The sequence below is a fragment of the Micrococcus sp. KT16 genome (genome assembly GCF_003315015.1).
Taxonomy (GTDB): domain Bacteria; phylum Actinomycetota; class Actinomycetes; order Actinomycetales; family Micrococcaceae; genus Micrococcus; species Micrococcus luteus.
This window is the reverse complement of sequence record NZ_QNRG01000001.1, coordinates 98,784-115,297: the sequence shown is the minus strand read 5'-3', so window position 1 is coordinate 115,297 and position 16,514 is coordinate 98,784. Positions and strand designations below refer to the sequence as shown.

Here is a 16,514-nt window from a genome sequence, read left to right as displayed (position 1 = left end):
CATGCGACGTCTCAATGAAGAGAGCCTGGAGGCGCTCATCGTCGACCAGATGGTCGACGGCGGATGGGCCGAGGGCGCGCCTGCCGACTATGTCGCGTCCTACGGGCTCGATCTCGGCCAGTTCAGCGAGTTCATCGAGGCGACCCAGCCCGGCCTCGTTGAGCCACTTGGACTGACGTCGGACACGCCCACAGCTCATAAGTTCCTTGCGCGGCTCCAGGGGGAGATCACGCGCCGTGGCGTCGTGCACATGTTGCGCAACGGCATCGACCACCTCGGTCTGCATGTAGATCTCTACTATCCGGCGCCCGATGCGGCGAACCCGAAGGCTGCCGCTCTCTTCGAGGCGAACCGATTTGTGGTCACACGACAGGTGCATTACAGCGTGAGCAACACTGGCGACGCTGTCGACCTGGTCGTGTTCGTCAACGGGCTGCCGGTGTTCACGTTTGAGCTGAAGAACAACTTCACGAACCAGACGGTCGAGGACGCGGTTCAGCAGTATCAGCGCGACCGGGACCCCCGTGAGCCGCTGTTCGCGTTCGGCCGGACCATCGCTCACTTCGCCCTCGACGACCAGCGAGCCCGATTCTGCACCCAGCTCAAAGGCGCTTCCTCCTGGTTCCTGCCCTTCGACCAGGGCTTCAAGGACGGGGCCGGCAACCCGCCGAACCCCGACGGCGTGATGACCGATTACCTCTGGCGGCAGGTGCTCGCTCCGCTCAGCCTCGCGGGGATCATCGAGAACTACGCGCAGATCGTCGTTGAGAAGAACCAGAAGACCGGCAAGAAGGTCTCGAAGGCGATCTTCCCGCGCTACCACCAGCTCGACGTTGTCCGAAAGTTGCTCGCCGATGTCGAGGCGAACGGAGCCGGTCGCCGGTACCTGATCCAGCACTCCGCAGGCAGCGGCAAGTCGAACTCAATCGCCTGGCTGACCCACCAGCTGACCGAGACGGCCCATGAAGGTCGCATCGCTTTTGACTCGATCATCGTCGTCACGGACCGCATCATCCTCGACAACCAGCTCACACAGACCATCAAGTCATTCCTGCAGGTGGGCTCAACGGTTGTCCATGCGGATCGGTCGGGGGACCTGCGCCGCGCGATCTCGGCCGGCAAGAAGATCATCGTGACGACGGTGCAGAAGTTCCCATACATCCTGGATGACATCGGAGCGGACCATCGGGACCGCACGTTCGCCATCGTGATCGATGAGGCACACTCGTCGCAGGGGTCGAAGACATCGGCGGCAGTCTCCCGAGCTCTCGCCGGCGTCGACGACATCGAAGACGACACCGTCGAAGACCAGATCAACCGGATCATCGAGGGGAAGAAGCTGCTGCCGAACGCGAGCTACTTCGCGTTCACCGCGACGCCGAAGAACAAGACGCTCGAGATGTTCGGCGAGCCAGTACCGAACGCAGTGGGTGGCACGGGATTCCGCCCCTTCCACTCGTACACGATGAAGCAGGCGATCCAGGAGGGCTTCATCGTCGATGTCCTCGCGAACTACACCCCCGTCGGCAGCTACTACAAGCTGATGAAGACCGTCGAGGACGACCCCGAGTTCGACGCGAAGCGTGCATCGAAGAAGCTCCGCGCGTACGTCGAGGGCAACGCACACGCCATTGCGCAGAAGTCCGACATCATGGTCGAGCACTTCCTCGGCCAGGTAGTGGCGAAGCGCAAGATCGATGGGCAGGCCCGGGCCATGGTGGTGACTTCGTCGATTGCGCGATGCATCGAGTACTTCCACGCGATCCGTGATGCACTCGCTGCGCGCAAGAGTCCGTATCGAGCAGTCGTCGCCTTCTCCGGGGAGCACGAGTACAAGGGAATGAAGGTGACCGAGGCCAGCCTGAACGGCTTCCCGTCCAACGCGATCGCCGCGCAGGTGAAGTCCGATCCATACCGGATCTTGGTGGTCGCCAACAAGTTCCAGACGGGATACGACGAACCGCTGCTGCACACGATGTACGTCGACAAGGCCCTTTCCGGAGTGCTGGCAGTGCAGACACTGTCGCGCCTCAACCGTGCCCATCCCGCGAAGCACGACACGTTCGTGCTCGACTTCGCCAACGACGCCGACGAGATCCAGCGTGCGTTCGAGCCGTACTACCGTACGACCGTGCTGGCCGAGGAGACCGACGCCAACAAGCTTCATGACCTGGTCAACGATCTCGACACCTTCGCCGTCTACACGACCGAGCAGATCGACGAGTTCGTGAGTCGCTACCTGGCTGGCGAGAGCCGTGACCAGCTCGACCCGCTGCTCGATGGGAGTGTCGCGGAGTACATCGAGATGCCCGACGAGGACGAGCAGGTGGCGTTCAAGGGCGGCGCAAAGGCGTTCCTGCGCACCTACAACTTCCTCTCGACTGTGCTGCCGTACGGGAGCAGCGAGTGGGAGAAGCGCTCGATCTTCCTCGACCACCTGGTGCCAAAGCTGCCCGCGCCGAAGGAGGAGGACCTCTCGGCCGGCATCCTGGAGAATATCGATCTGGAGTCGTACCGGGCCGAGAAGCTCAGCGCCATGAAGATCGTCCTTGACGATGAGGATGGCACTCTCGATCCGGTGCCAGCCGCCGGCGGTGGGCACCGCTCAGACCCAGAGCTCGAGAGGCTCTCCGCGATTGTGCGCAGCTTCAACGATCACTTCGGCAACATCGAGTGGAACGATGCGGATCGTGTGCAGCGGTTCATCACCGAAGAGATCCCGCGGCTGGTGTCCGAGGACGAGGCCTACAAGAACGCGCAGGCCAACGACGATCCAGTGAACGCCCGCGTCGAGAGCGACCGCGCACTCAGCCAGGCAATGCTGCGCCTCATCTCCGACGACACTCAGCTCTTCAAGGAGTTCCAGGACAACAGCAGCTTCAAGCAGTGGCTTGCGAACGCGGTATTCAACGCGACCTACCGGAAGAGTGCATGAGACTTTCATCCTCTGAAGGAGATGATGGGACAATGGTCGCTGACAACACGGACCATTCGAATAAGGTCATCCACTGCGAGCACTGGTCTGAAGAGCTCGGTCGTTTTGGCGGGTGGCATCACCACGAGGGCCCGCACGCGTGCGACTGGACTAACCACGACGGTGAGTGTTCGTACTGGTCGAGCATCGGTTGGCGATCCGACGCCTGACCTCTGCCACAAGAAGTTCTAACGAATTCAGCAAGGAGAGTCGTGGCGAATGACCCTTTGAACCTCGACACGCCTGCCGAGTGGTCTGGTCTCTGGTGGCTGCCAGACGACCCTGAACACCAAGTCCCCGGCGTGCTCCGGTATGCCCCTAAAGACGGCTTGAAGCTCTCCCTGATCGGCACGTTTGAGGACCGCATCATGTCGAATCCTTCGCCTGGCGTGACTGTGTTCCATGAAGGGAACTGGAGCTGGGACGTGATCCACGGTGCGGCCGAGCAGCGCGAGGTCACCCTGCTCGGCTGTGTCCCGAACGGCGGGAAGCGGACCATGCTCGCGCGGGTGAAGAGCCCCGACAAGCAGACCGTGGTGGCGACGACCGCGATCATTGGTGCGCACATCAGCAGTGAGGACGACGCAGCGTTCTCCGCGGCCGAGGTCTCGGTTGAGGACCTTGGGCTTTGGGCCGCTTCGTCGGTTTTCGAGGGATTCCTCGGCGCATCGGATGGCAAAATCGACGGGACGGGGAGTATCTCCGTCAAGCCGGTCGAGGCTCAGTCGGTCGTAGTCGACGGGACCGAGTTCCGCCTTGATCACCGGCACACGCTGCCGTACTTTGACCAGCGCAAGGGCGGCACGGTGGGGCGCATGCGGGATTCGGCGTTTGTGCGAGCCGTCTCGTCGGAGACGAGCTCTGTGAGCGGTGCGCTGGCGACGGCGAGCCTGGTGCAGGACCTCATCTCGCTCGCAATGCACCGCGCCGCCGGCGTCATCTGGCTGCGCTTGGAGGTGGCTGGAAGCGGCTCTGTGGTGCCTAACGAGGATGTTGTTATGCCGCCACGGTATGCGGACGTGCTCTATTCGCCCGTTGCTCTCGGCAAGCACGACGCCAAGACCGTCGAACACCACCGTGTCTTCTTCACCTGCGATTCGCTCCCATTCGAGGAGGTCTTACCCCGCTGGTGCGAGGCGCACGGTCGTCTGGAGGCGGCGACCAACATGATTCTGGGCCTCCGCTATGCGCCGGCCCGCTACGTCGAGAACAATCTCTTAACTGCCGTCGGCGCAGCCGAAGTACTGCACCGAGGCCTAGGCATTGACGAAAAGCCATTCCCTGCGGACGAGTTCACGACGATGCGCGACGCGATGCTCGACCAGGTGCCGCAAGAGCACCGCAGTAGGTTCAAGGGAGCCCTCCGCAACGATCCCACGCTGCGGGACCGGCTCCACGCACTGGCCGCGCGCCCCGATCAGGAGGCGATCGCGCTTTTGATACCGGACGTGGGCAGGTGGGCGGGCCGGACCACGCGCGCACGGAATGACCTGGCGCACGAGGGCAGGACCCCTAATCACTCGATCGAAGAACTGATCGCCATCGTCGAAGTAACAACCGCGGTCGTGATCCTCAACGTGCTGCACGAGCTTGGGTTGCCCGCTGAACAGCAGCGTAAGATCGTGCGGGAGCATCCGCAGCTCAGGGCGACAGCCCGCGCGGCGCGTGAGCGGCTAGACGTAATGGACGCGGGTGATTGAGAGCTCGTTTGCGGCTCAACTTTCCCAGAGTTCAGTGACGACTTGAGCAGCGTCAGTCTAATGTTGGCATCGCGCGCTGGCGCTGTTGCTAGTGAGTGCCAGGCACTGCCATTGTCGGCGTTCGCTCGACCACCTTCCCCAAGGTCGAGAACTGTAGTATAGATCCTTTTAGTTTCCATTTTAGCGTATGTGATTAAGCGCCCCAATTTGACGAGACATATCTATAATGATACCGGGAATGGTGGCGGGAAGTATGGGTCGGGTGATCCGGTGACCACATTGCGCCGCCGCGTCCGAGGGGGACGAGGCGCCGCCGGTACGAAAACCCAGGGGCGCGCTCTGAGGTCAAGAGTGGCGCCACTGGCCCAACTGGGCGCTCGCCTCAACGACTCTTCATTTCAGAACAGCGGCCAAGGCACGGCTGGCGTCAGCCCGCTCGGTGCCGGGAAGATCCCGTCGTCGAGCAACTGGGTGCATCGTTCGGCGAGGGCTTCGATTTCCCTCGGCATTCAGCAGCTCCGCCAGCCCCCGCCCCAGCTCACCGTCGAGCCCGTCGAGAACCCGGCCGACGCCGTCGGGCTCCTCCTCGCTCAGCGCCTCGCCGAGCCATCCCCACAGCACCGTGCGCAGCTTGTCCGCCACATGAAACGTCAGCCCGTGGTCCACCCCGTAACGGTGCCCGCCGGGCATGGGGGCGATGTGGGCGCCCTTGCGGTCGGCGTGGTTGACGATCACGTCGAACACTGCCATCTGGCGCAGCGCCGCCGAGTCCTCGTGGGCCAGGACGAGCCTCCGCCCGTCCTCGCCCTCCTCAACGTGTGAGGTCGGCGGGGGAGCAGGCCATCACCAGCCGCCCGACGTCGCGGGCGGTCGCGGTCAGGTCCTCTGCCGTACGGCGGATCGCTGTCGCCAAGTCCTGGGGGCCGCGACCAATGGGCACGATCGCGGTGATGCCCTCGTCGTAGAGGGTGTCCGCGTCCTGTCCCACGGAGCCGGCGAGGACGATCACCGGGACCGCACGTCCGGCTGCGCGCACGGCCTGGGCCACACCGATCGGCACTTTCCCGGCCAAGGACTGGCCGTCGATGCGCCCCTCCCCGGTGATGACGAGGTCAGCGGTCTTCACGAGGTCGTGGAAACCCGCCGTCTCGAGGACGACGTCGATGCCCGGCTTCAAGGTGGCCCCGATGAAGGCGTGCAGGCCACCGGCGAGACCCCCCGCCGCTCCCGAACCGGGGAGCGCGTCGATCGCGACCCCGAGGTCTCGCTCGACGATGCCCGCGAGATGGACCAGTCCGGTGTCCAGGCTCGCCACTGATGCAGGATCCGCCCCCTTCTGGGGGCCGAACACGTGGGCTGCACCCTGCGACCCCGTGAGGGGGTTGCTGATGTCGCACATCACCTCCACGTCGACGTCGCGGAGCCGGTCTCGTGCCGGGGTGGAGTCGATCCGCGCAATCCGGGTGAGGGTGTCGCCGGTGGGGACGAACTCCTCACCTGCGGCGTCCAGGAACCGGACGCCGAGGGCTGCGGCAGCGCCCGTGCCGCCGTCCGTCGTGGCGCTCCCGCCGGCCCCGACGATGACTCTGCGCGCGCCCGCGGACACCGCGTCGAGGATCTGCTCGCCGACCCCGAACGTCGTGGCCCGTCCCGTGTCCTCGCGTCCCGAGGCGAGCGGGAGCCCGGCACATGAGGCTGTCTCCACCACCGCCACGTCCGGCGCGACCAGTCCGTAGTGGACAGGTACGCGCTCGCCGTAGAACACCCCGCAGACTGTCGCGGGTCGCAAGGCGCCCCCTGCGGCGGCCACGAAGGCCTCGACGGTGCCCTCCCCGCCGTCGGCAATGGGCACCACGAGAACCTCGGCGTCGGTGACCGACGCGAGACCCGTCGCGATCGCGGAGCCCGCCTCCCGCGACGACAGGGCCCCCTTGAACGAGTCTGGGATGACGATGATGCGCTGCACGCGTGGATCTCCTAAGTCGGGTGACGGGGTCAGACGAGGACGAGGCCGAGGATCCAGATGAACACGATGGAGGTGAGTCCCATCAGGAGCGTGACCATCGTCTGGGTGCGGTAACCCTGCGAGGGCGTCATGCCGCTGAAGTTGGTGACCACCCAGAAGTACGAGTCGTTGGCGTGGGAGACGGTCATGGCGCCGGCCGCGATGGCCATGACCACGAGCGCGCTGGCCACCGGGGTCTCGAAGCCCAATGCGGGCATCATCGGGAAGACCATGGCCGACGTGGTCGTGAGGGCCACGGTGGAGGAGCCCTGCGCGGTCTTCAGGACGGCGGAGACGAGGAAGGGGAAGAACAGTCCGATGACCGACAACTGGGCAGCGTTGCTCTCGATGAAGGTGACGAGGTCGGTGGCGGCGATGACGCGCCCCAGCACACCACCGGCCGCCGTGATGAACAGAATGGGGCCGACGACCCGGAGGGTCTCCTCGGTCAGGTCGTAGAACCTCTCCCCACGGCGCACGCTGAACAGCAGGCCGACTGCGCAGAGGGTACCGACGGCGAGCGCGATCATCGGCGTGCCGAGGAATCGAGCGAAGTCACCCGCGGGGCCGGTCCACTTCAGGACGGATGCGAGCGAGCCGAGAGCCATGAGCAGGATGGGGACGATGATGGGCGCAAAGGACGCAGCAGTTCCTGGCATCCGCCCGTAGGACCGGCGAAGCGCGTCGTAGGCCGCCTCCAGCTCATCCGCATCCTCCGTGCCGGTCTCCTCGGCGGAGGTCACCCGCTTGCCGATGTAGAGGGCGTACAGGTACGCGACGAGCAGTGCGGGGATCGAGACGAGGACGCCGAGGCCGATCACCAACAGAAGGTGGTCACCGATGCCGAGGTTCTGGGCGGCTGCGATGGGCCCCGGGGTCGGTGGGATGAAGACGTGCGAGGTGTACAGGCCCGCGGCCAGGGCCACGGTCATCGCCACGGGTGACGCCCCGGTGCGACGGGCCAGGGCCTTGCGGATGGGGTTGAGGATGACGAATCCGGAGTCGCAGAACACGGGGATGGAGACCACCCAGCCCATGAGCTGCATAGCCAGGACGGGGTAGCGCTTGCCGACGACCCGCACGAGCGCATCGGCGATTCTGAATGCACCGCCGGTGCGCTCCAAGATGAGTCCGATGAGCGTGCCCAGGATGATGACGATGCCGATCGAGGTGAAGATCCCGGAGAATCCCTCCCCGATCACGTCGGCGATGCCCTTGACGGGCGCTTCCCCTTCGGCGCCGGTCGACTTCACCAGCGGGATCCCACCGATGATCCCCAAGGCGAAGGCGACGGCCATGATCGAGAGGAAGGGGTGGATCTTCCATCTGGAGATCATGACGATCATCAGGGCGACGGCGAGGATGAAGACGAGTAGAAACGGTATTCCAGTCATCGGAAGTCCTTTGTGCGGCAGGGGATTCCAGTCAGAGTAGGACCGATGGGACTTCAGCGGCGATGTTCTGAAGAACACGGTTCGGTCGTGACGAGTACGCCGCCTGGCAGGAGACCGCCTACCTCTTCCGCTCCCCGGCCAACGCCCGCCGACTGCTGGACACCTACGAGCGCGCCTCGTGTCGGACCGCTCCGCCTGGGATGACTGCACGCACTGGCAGACCACGGACCGCAAGGTCGTCACACGGATCACCACCCCCATCGACACCGGCTTGCGTGATCCCTTCGAGGGGATCGGCAAACCCGAGCAGCTGAAGTACGGCGCGGCCGGGGCATGGTCCCGGCGCATCACGGAGGAGCACAGGCTCGTCTACCTCGTCGACGGCGAGGACCTGATCATCCTCCAGGTGAGGTATCACTACTGACATGCGCTTCACCCAGGCCGAGCTCCAGCAGTTCCGCGACCGCACCGTCCCCGACCTGCTGCCGGACCCGCTGCGGCTGCTGTTCATCGGCATCAACCCCGGCCTGTGGACCGCCGCCACCGGTGCGCACTTCGCCCGCCGCGGCAACCGCTTCTACCCGGCCCTGCACCGCGCCGGGCTCACCCGGCACCTGATCGACGCCTCCGACGGCTACAAGGCCGAGGACCTTGCCGAGCTGCATGCCCGCGGCATCGGGATCTCCAACCTCGTCCCGCGTGCCTCCGCCCGCGCCGACGAGCTCACCGCGGAGGAGCTCGCCGCCGCCCCCGCCCGCCTGGACGCGCTCGTGGCCGCGCACGCGCCGGCTGTCATCGCCGTGTTGGGGGTGACGGCCTACCGGCAGGCGTTCGGACGTCCGAAGGCCGCGCTGGGGGAGCAGGAGACGCCGTGGCCGGGCACGCGGTTGTTCGTGGCGCCGAACCCCAGCGGGCTCAACGCCCACGCCACCGTGGACTCGCTCGCCGCGGACTACCGTGCGGCCGGTGCCGCGGCGGGGCTCGTGGACTGAGTGCACCCGCCGTCCCTGCGGCCGCGCTGCACGCCCGCTGGGATCTCCGATCGGGTGGGCACCGTGCGCACACGAGCCACCACCTCGCTCCTGGGCCTCGGCCTGACCGCCGCGGCCCTCGTGGGCTGCCAGACGCGGACGCGGACCTCGACGTGCTCCACCGACGCCACCCTGCGCAGCTGCGAGATCCCGTGTCAGGCAACGCGTTCCAGGACCTGCCCTTCCCCGTCTCCGGGCCGATCCTGCGCGCCGTCGGGGAGAACTCGCTGGACTTCACGATCAGCCGGACGCGCTGACGCCTCAGGCCCGTCAGAAGAGCGGCCAGGGCACGGCCGGCGTCAGCCCGCTCGGGGCAGGGAAGATCCCGTCGTCGAGCAACTGGGCACAGCGTGCGGCAAGGGCTTCGACTTCCTCGGCACTGAGCAGCTCCGCCAGCCCCCGCCCCAGCTCGCCGTCGAGCCCCTCGAGAACCCGGGCGACGCCGTCGCGCTCCTCCTCGCTCAGCGTCTCGCCCAGCCATCCCCACAGCACCGTGCGCAGCTTGTCCTCCACATGGAAGGTCAGACCGTGGTCCACGCCGTACCGGTGCCCGCCGGGCATGGCGAGGATGTGGGCGCCCTTGCGGTCGGCGTTGTTGACGATCACGTCGAACACCGCCATCCGGCGCAAGGCCGTCGTGTCCTCGTGGGCCAGGACCAGCCGATTTCCGTCCTCGTCCTCGCCCTCCAGGATCGTGAGCCATCCCGAGGCCGGCACCTCGTCTGCCGGGAACAGGTCCACGGCGTCCTGCTCAGGATCCTGCTCCTGCCAGAGTTGCACCATGCCCTCGCCGAAGGGGCCGTCTCGCAGCCAGGTGCGCGGCACGATGTCCCATCCCAGCGCCTCGGACACCAGGTGCGCGGCCACCTCGCGGCGGGCCAGGGTCCCGGCGGGGAAGTCCCAGAGCGGGGCCTCGCCCGCCACCGGCTTGTAGACCACCGAGGTGTCACCGATCGCGCCGAGGAACGTGGCGTTGGACGCCGTCGTGATGCGGCCGGTGAGCGTCAGCTCCCCGGACACCAGCTCGCCGGCGGGCACGTCCGCGGGGCTCATCAGGAGTCGGGGAGAGTGCAGTCGTGGCCGTCGGGGTCGATGGGCTGGCCGCAGTCCGAGCAGAACGGACGTCCGGCGTCCACGACCTCCCGGGTGCGCCGGGCGAACGCCCGGGCGGCGCCGACGGGCATCCGCACGCGCACGGCCTCGGCACCCGCCTCGGGCGCCGAGTCGGCGTCGTCGTCGGAGAGCGGGTGCGCGTCGATGAGCACCTGCGCGGTGGTGGGGTCCCAGCCCAGGCCGATGGCCCCCACCCGGAACCACTCCTGCACCGGGTCCAGCGGATCGTTGTCCACGAGTTCCACGGGCGTGCTGGCCGGGACGCTGTGCGGGTTGCCCTCCAGCGCCATCAGATCGTCCAGGATCTCGTCGATCATCTCCGCCATCAGGGCCGACTGCTGCTTCTCCAGGGCCAGGCTCACCAGCCGGGGCCCGGTGCGCACCTGCAGGTAGAACGTGCGGGCTCCGGGACGCCCGAGCGTCCCGATCACGACCCGATCCGGCCAGTCGAACTCATGGACGGGGGCAGGTGCATCAGTCATGCCACGATCCTAGGCGTCTGCCCGTCCACCGCACCGGCGCCCGTGCCCGCACCGCCGCCCACCGGTGCGTCGTCGGACGGGCCGAGGGTCGCCAGCCAGGACAGGTCCCCGGCGTCGGTATTGGTCGCCCAGACCCGCGGTCGGCTCGGTCCGTAGCTCACGATGGACACGGAGGCGGGCCCCACCTCGATCCGCTGGAACAGGTCCAGGTGCGTGCCGAGCGCATCGGCCAGGATCGACTTGATGACGTCCCCGTGGCTCACCGCCACCCACACCGCCCCGGGCCCGTGCTCGGCCTCGACCGCGGCGTCGTGCCGGCGGATCGCCGCCACCGCGCGGGCCTGCATGCCCGCCATGGACTCCCCGCCGGGGAAGACGACGGCGGAGGGCTGGGTCTGCACCGTCGCCCACAGGGGCTCGGTGGCCAGGTCGCTGAGCGCGCGCCCCTGCCACTGGCCGTAGTCGCACTCGGTGAGGTCGTCGTCGACCAGCGAGGACACCGTCCCCGGCTGGCGATCGAGGAGGGCGCGGGCCGTCTGCGCGCACCGCTCCAGGGGACTGGCCACCACCGCGGCCACGGACACGGCCGCGATGCGGTCCGCGGTGCGGGCCGCCTGCTCCCGTCCGTGCTCGTCCAGGCTGACCCCGGGGGTGCGGCCCGCCAGCAGTCCGGTCGCGTTGGCCGTGGTGCGGCCGTGCCGCACGAGAAGTACCGTCGCCATGGCCTCAGCGTAGCGAGGGGATGCCCGCCTCTCGCGGACAAAGCCTCGCGGCCATGACGCAAAGGGTCAGTGACGCAACGCGAGCACGCCTATGCCCGGCGAGGCTGACGCCCGTCTGCAGGCCTCGAACGCCCGGAGCAGGCCCTCGAGGCCTAGGACGGCGCCCTGCTGCTGGTCACCCACGACCGCCGCATGCTCGAGGCCGTCCGACTCGACCGCCGCTGATACCCTCCCCCGGTAGTCAACCTCCTGCTCTCGGTGACGTTCGCGTGCGGCGTGGCGATCGCCGGGCTCCACGTGGTGAACCGGCGGTTCATCGCGCCGATGTACGACGTCGTCCTCAACCTGGCCGCGTTCCTCGCCGCCGTCGCCTCCTCCGTGCTCCTGGGGCACGTGCTGCCCGCGGTGTTCGCCGCGCTGGCCGTGCTCGCCTGGCTGATCCTGGCCGTCCGCACGGTGCGCGCCCGCCGCGCGGGACATAAGCTGGAGGTGACCGCCGGGCGGCTCGTCGCCGTCGACACGCGGCCCAGCAAGGCCGACGGCCGGATCGGCCTGCGCTTCCTCTTCCGCGCCGTCCACCCGCTCACTGCCGCGGACGTCGCCGCCATCCGCCTGCAGGAGGACGAGGCCTCCGAGCATCGCTTCGTGACGTGCCAGGAGGCCCGGAAGCTCCTGCGCCCGGCGATCGCCCGCCGCGTCGACGCCGCCTGGGACGCCGCGCACTGCGTCTACCTGGAGGACGGGCGTCCCGCCGCGGGGGTGGATCAGCCGGCGGGCTGAGGCCCGGCCCCCGGCCGGACGAGCGGTGCCCGGCGGCGTCCCCGTCCCGGATGAGGGCCGCTGCCTGATCTGCGGGCGTGATCGTGGCGGCGCGGTCAGGAGGGTGGACGCGGGACGAGACGGTGCGCCCAGGCAACGGCGGGACGGTCCCACGGACGGCGCTGCCGTGTTCTCCGCATCCGTGATCGACGACGCCACAGGCGTCAACATGGGCATCGGCTTCCTCGGCGTCGCCCTCGCCTTCGGCCTGACCGTGGTGGCCATGGCCTATGCCGTGGGTCACGTCTCCGGCGGTCACTTCAACCCGGCAGTCACCCTGGGTGCGGCGCTCGCGGGTCGTCTGCCGTGGAAGCTCACTGTGCCGTACTGGATCGCCCAGCTCGTGGGCGGCGTGGCGGCCGGCGACGTGCTGCTGGCGATCGCCTCCGGTCGTCCGGGCTACTCGCTTGCGGAGAACGGCCTGGCCACCAACGGCTACGGCGAACTCTCGCCCGCCGGCTACTCGATGGGCGCGGTGTTCCTGACCGAGGCGCTGCTGACCGCCGTGTTCCTCTACATCATCCTCGGCGCCACGGACCGCCGTGCTCCGTCCGGCTTCGCGCCGCTGGCCATCGGCCTGACCCTCACGCTGATCCACCTGATCTCCATCCCCGTGTCGAACACCTCCGTGAACCCCGCTCGCTCCTTCGGCGTGGCCCTGTTCGCAGGCGGGGACGCCCTCGGCCAGGTCTGGCTGTTCTTCGTGGCCCCGTTGTTGGGCGCCGCGGTCGCCGGTCTCAGCTACCGCTTCGTCTTCCCCAACTCCTCCCGAATGACCGAGGAGCTGCCCGAGCCCGCCGCCGACGGGACGCGTGACGCCGTCTGACCCCTGCCATTCGGACCTTGCCCTCACCGCCCCTTCTCTTCCCGCATCTCCTTGGAACGCAGCAGGCGCGGCGCCGTCGTCAGCGCCAACCCGCCGAGGATGTTCAGGGGGATCACCCACCACACCCAGCTGAGCCACTCGAGCCAGCCCACGCCGTGCGCTCCGGACAGGATGGCTCCGATGATGAGGATCGAGTCCATCACCGAATGGAAGAGCGAACCGCCGGCGAGGACGACGGCTCCGGCGACGGACGCGACGATCATCGCCGTCGGGCTGTCCGTCCCGGCCTGCATCCGCGTCACGAGGGTGATCGCCACCCCGGCCAGGACCGCCAGGGCGGCGCCCTGCCAGCTGAAGCCGATGTCCAGGAAGTGGTGGGCGCTCTCGGCCAGGGTGCCGTGCAGGTCGGGGAACCCCGCCACCACGAGGGCGATCATCACGGTGCCGCCGAGGAGGTTCATCACGAGGGTCACCGCCCACAGACGCAGCAGCTCCATCCACGTGCCCCGGCCGGCGGCGATCGCGGTGATCGGGTAGTAGAACCCCTCCGTGAAGAGCTCGGAGTGGGCGAGGAACAGGCTGACCAGGCCGATGGAGAACGCGAGTCCGGCCAGCAGGTGGCTGCCCGTCTCGTGGAGCGTGAGCAGGTACGCGAGCAGGCCGATCGTGATCTCGACGCCGCCCAGGAACCCGGTGGTCGTCAGGGCGGTGAGGGACCGATGCAGGCGTTCCGCGCCCTCGTCTGCCGCCTCCCTGTGGGCCGCCGGCCTGCCGGAGACGGACTGACCGGCATCGCTCCCTTCACGGTCATGTCCGTGGCACACTGGGCCCATGATGCATGACGAACGGCCCACGGGTCGGCTGGGCCTCGCCCTGGGCGGCGGAGGAGCGCGCGGGCTGTGCCACATCGGGGTCTGGCGGGTGCTCGAGGAGCTCGACATCCGCCCGGACGTGCTCGCGGGAACGAGCATGGGCGGCCTCCTCGGCGCGCTCATAGCCGCCGGTCATGACGCCGCCTCGCTCGAGAAGATCGAGCGGAGCGTGGACTGGCCGCGGCTCATCAACTGGGGCCTGACCGGCGGCATCCTCTCCAGCGAGAGGCTGCGGGCCTGGCTCCGCGAGCTGCTCCCGGACACCTTCGAGGAGCTGCAGATTCCCCTGGTGCTCACCGCGGCCGACGTCGTCGAGGGCCAGACCCGCTACCTGCACACCGGGGACCTCATCACCGCGATCCAGGCGACCACCGCCTACCCCGGCGCGCTGGAGCCGGTGACCGTGGGGGACTCCGTGCTGGTGGACGGCGGCATCCTCAACCAAATCCCGGTGGATGGGGTGCGCTTCCTGGGCGCGCAGCGGGTGATCGCCGTCGATGCCACCACGCTCGAGCCCCTGGAGCGGCCGGAGCCCGGGGCGCGCACCCGCACCCGCCGTTCGCCCGCCACGTCGCTGCGCCAGGCCATGCGGGCGATTGACGTCATGCAGGCCCAGCTCACCACCGTCCGGCTCTCGCTCTACCGGCCGGACGTGCTCATCAGCCCGCCGATCGAGGGGATGACGGTCGCGGACTTCCGCAGCTCCGGCGTCGCCATCGCGGCGGGAGAGGAGGCGACGCGCGCCCGGGCCGAGAAGCTCGTGGAGCTCAGTCGCGGCAGAATGGCCTGACGCCCGCCGCACTTCCGTCAGGAGCACCATGACCGCCACCCTTGTCGCCTCCGGCCTCGCCGGCGGCCACGGCCACCGCACGCTCTTCGAGGATCTGGACCTCACGGTCGCGCCCGGGGACGTCGTCGGCGTCGTGGGGGCCAACGGCGCGGGCAAGTCCACCCTGCTGCGCATCCTCGGCGGGGACCTCGCGCCGCAGGCCGGCACGGTCAGCCTGGCCCCGGCCGACGCGTTCGTGGGCTGGCTGCCGCAGGAGCACGAGCGGGTGCCGGGGGAGACGGTCGCCGGGTACATCGCCCGCCGCACCGGGTGCGCCGCCGCGCAGACCGAGATGGACGAGGCCGCCGAGGCCCTGGCGGACCCGGACGTCACCGACGCCGCCGCGGCCCGCTACAACACCGCCCTCACCCGCTGGCTGGCCTCCGGCGCCGCGGACCTGGAGGAGCGCATCCCCGCCGTCCTTGCCGACCTCGGCCTGGACCTCTCCGCCTCCCCGGAACAGGTCCTCATGACCTTCCTCTCCGGTGGGCAGGCCGCCCGCGTCGGCCTCGCCGCGCTGCTGCTCTCCCGCTTCGACGTCGTGCTCCTGGACGAGCCCACCAACGACCTGGACCTCGACGGCCTGACCCGCTTGGAGGCCTTCGTGCAGGAGCTGCGCGGCGGCGTCGTGCTGGTGAGCCACGACCGCGAGTTCCTGGCCCGCTGCGTCACCCGCGTCCTGGAGCTCGACCTCGCCCAGCGCACCAACCGCGTCTACGGCGGCGGTTACGAGGCCTACCTCGAGGAGCGGGCCACCCTGCGCCGCCAGGCCCGGGAGAAGTACGAGGAGTTCGCCGAGCAGAAGCAGGACCTCGTCTCCCGCGCCCGCACCCAGCGGGAGTGGTCCAGCCAGGGCGTGCGCAACGCGATGAAGAAGTCCCCGGACAACGACAAGCTGCGCCGCAGGGCCAACAGTGAGTCGAGCGAGAAGCAGGCCCAGAAGGTCCGGCAGATGGAGAGCCGCATCGCGCGCCTGGAGGAGGTGGAGGAGCCGCGCAAGGAGTGGAGGCTGGAGTTCACCATCGGTGCGGCGCCGCGCTCCAGCTCGGTGGTCGCCACCCTCAACGACGCCGTCTTCCGGCAGGGCGGCTTCACGCTCGGCCCGGTGTCCCTCCAGGTGAACGCGGGGGAGCGGATCGGCATCACCGGGCCCAACGGGGCCGGCAAGTCCACCCTGCTGCGCGGGCTGCTGGGCCGCCAGGCCCCGGACGAGGGCACGGCCGCCCTGGGGTCCAGCGTGCAGATCGGGGAGATCGACCAGGCGCGCTCGCTGCTGGCCGGGACCGTCCCGCTCGCCGCGGCCTTCGAGGCGCTCGTGCCCGAGATGGCCTCCGGGGAGGTGCGCACCCTGCTGGCCAAGTTCGGCCTCAGGGCCGACCACGTGAACCGCCCCGTGGACGAGCTCTCGCCCGGCGAGCGCACCCGGGCATCCCTGGCCCTGCTCCAGGCCCGCGGGGTGAACGTCCTGGTGCTCGACGAGCCCACCAACCACCTGGACCTGGAGGCCATCGAGCAGCTCGAACAGGCCCTGGAGACCTATGAGGGCGCCCTGCTGCTCGTCACCCACGACCGCCGCATGCTGGACACCGTCCGCACCGACCGCCGCTGGCAGGTCCAGGACGGGCGGGTGACGGAGCGCTGATGTCCTGGGCGCGGCGGCCGCGGCGTGAGGCCGGTGGGCACCGTCACCCTTGCCCGAGATTCGGTTGCGTACGACCATGAGAGTGCAGTCCCCACCGACGAAAGG

General features: G+C 68.6%; 14 protein-coding genes and 2 pseudogenes. 9 read left to right on the top strand and 7 right to left on the bottom strand.

The features are described from left to right. Nucleotide 1 precedes the first annotated feature (1 nt). Nucleotides 2–2,935, top strand: coding sequence for a type I restriction endonuclease subunit R (locus tag DE149_RS00510; protein WP_113913766.1), 2,934 nt, complete (start codon nucleotides 2–4; stop codon nucleotides 2,933–2,935). Nucleotides 2,936–3,186: 251 nt separating this feature from the next. Further along, nucleotides 3,187–4,674, top strand: a complete 1,488-nt coding sequence (locus DE149_RS00505; RefSeq protein ID WP_113913765.1) for a HEPN domain-containing protein — start codon at nucleotides 3,187–3,189, stop codon at nucleotides 4,672–4,674. A 398-nt stretch (nucleotides 4,675–5,072) separates the two neighbouring features. Here the strand turns inward: DE149_RS00505 and DE149_RS00500 are convergent. The 3 genes and pseudogenes from DE149_RS00500 to DE149_RS00490 all read right to left on the bottom strand — a co-directional run. Beyond that, a pseudogene (locus DE149_RS00500) lies at nucleotides 5,073–5,484 on the bottom strand (phosphatidylinositol kinase); the annotation flags it as partial. 1 nt (nucleotide 5,485) lies between these two features. After that, entirely contained in the window at nucleotides 5,486–6,640 is a 1,155-nt protein-coding gene (locus DE149_RS00495; RefSeq protein ID WP_113913764.1) for a glycerate kinase, read from the bottom strand. A 29-nt stretch (nucleotides 6,641–6,669) separates the two neighbouring features. Next, entirely contained in the window at nucleotides 6,670–8,073 is a 1,404-nt protein-coding gene (locus DE149_RS00490) for a GntP family permease (protein ID WP_113913763.1), read from the bottom strand. Between the two features lie 178 nt (nucleotides 8,074–8,251). Here DE149_RS00490 and DE149_RS00485 point away from each other — a divergent pair, with 178 nt between their 5' ends. Together DE149_RS00485 and DE149_RS00480 are read left to right on the top strand one after the other, a co-directional pair. Next, on the top strand, nucleotides 8,252–8,497 hold the full coding sequence (locus DE149_RS00485) for a Txe/YoeB family addiction module toxin (protein ID WP_199489680.1): 246 nt from the start codon (nucleotides 8,252–8,254) through the stop codon (nucleotides 8,495–8,497). A gap of 1 nt (nucleotide 8,498) precedes the next feature. After that, nucleotides 8,499–9,065 (top strand): mismatch-specific DNA-glycosylase, encoded by a 567-nt coding sequence (locus DE149_RS00480; protein ID WP_113913761.1) that lies wholly within the window; start codon nucleotides 8,499–8,501, stop codon nucleotides 9,063–9,065. Between the two features lie 309 nt (nucleotides 9,066–9,374). Here the strand turns inward: DE149_RS00480 and DE149_RS00475 are convergent, their stop codons facing one another. From DE149_RS00475 to DE149_RS00465, 3 genes are read right to left on the bottom strand one after another with little or no spacing between them, the layout of a single operon-like run. Beyond that, a complete protein-coding gene (locus DE149_RS00475) occupies nucleotides 9,375–10,157 on the bottom strand; it encodes an SCO1664 family protein (protein WP_113913760.1) in 783 nt (260 codons plus the stop codon). Beyond that, a complete protein-coding gene (locus DE149_RS00470; protein WP_113913759.1) occupies nucleotides 10,157–10,699 on the bottom strand; it encodes a DUF3090 domain-containing protein in 543 nt (180 codons plus the stop codon). The genes DE149_RS00475 and DE149_RS00470 overlap by 1 nt, the downstream gene beginning before the upstream one ends. Beyond that, nucleotides 10,696–11,421 (bottom strand): histidine phosphatase family protein, encoded by a 726-nt coding sequence (locus DE149_RS00465; protein WP_199489679.1) that lies wholly within the window; start codon nucleotides 11,419–11,421, stop codon nucleotides 10,696–10,698. The genes DE149_RS00470 and DE149_RS00465 overlap by 4 nt, the downstream gene beginning before the upstream one ends. A 123-nt stretch (nucleotides 11,422–11,544) precedes the next feature. On the opposite strand from DE149_RS00465, the pseudogene DE149_RS11920 reads away from it, so the two are divergent. The 3 genes and pseudogenes from DE149_RS11920 to aqpZ form a co-directional block, all read left to right on the top strand. Next, nucleotides 11,545–11,646, top strand: a pseudogene (locus tag DE149_RS11920) (ABC transporter ATP-binding protein); the annotation flags it as partial. 33 nt (nucleotides 11,647–11,679) lie between these two features. Beyond that, nucleotides 11,680–12,201, top strand: coding sequence for a hypothetical protein (locus DE149_RS11660; protein WP_010080493.1), 522 nt, complete (start codon nucleotides 11,680–11,682; stop codon nucleotides 12,199–12,201). Nucleotides 12,202–12,367: 166 nt separating this feature from the next. Next, nucleotides 12,368–13,066 (top strand): aquaporin Z, encoded by a 699-nt coding sequence (gene aqpZ / locus DE149_RS00455; RefSeq protein ID WP_113913757.1) that lies wholly within the window; start codon nucleotides 12,368–12,370, stop codon nucleotides 13,064–13,066. A 23-nt stretch (nucleotides 13,067–13,089) separates the two neighbouring features. On the opposite strand, the gene DE149_RS00450 is transcribed toward aqpZ, so the two are convergent. Continuing rightward, nucleotides 13,090–13,890 carry a formate/nitrite transporter family protein gene (locus tag DE149_RS00450; RefSeq protein WP_113913756.1) on the bottom strand — a complete coding sequence of 267 codons (801 nt, stop codon included), beginning with the start codon at nucleotides 13,888–13,890 and terminating at the stop codon, nucleotides 13,090–13,092. Nucleotides 13,891–13,897: 7 nt separating this feature from the next. Here DE149_RS00450 and DE149_RS00445 point away from each other — a divergent pair, with 7 nt between their 5' ends. Then, on the top strand, nucleotides 13,898–14,728 hold the full coding sequence (locus DE149_RS00445) for a patatin-like phospholipase family protein (protein ID WP_010080497.1): 831 nt from the start codon (nucleotides 13,898–13,900) through the stop codon (nucleotides 14,726–14,728). Between the two features lie 28 nt (nucleotides 14,729–14,756). Further along, nucleotides 14,757–16,409 (top strand): ribosomal protection-like ABC-F family protein, encoded by a 1,653-nt coding sequence (abc-f, locus tag DE149_RS00440; protein WP_113913755.1) that lies wholly within the window; start codon nucleotides 14,757–14,759, stop codon nucleotides 16,407–16,409. The last annotated feature ends 105 nt before the right edge of the window (nucleotides 16,410–16,514 follow it).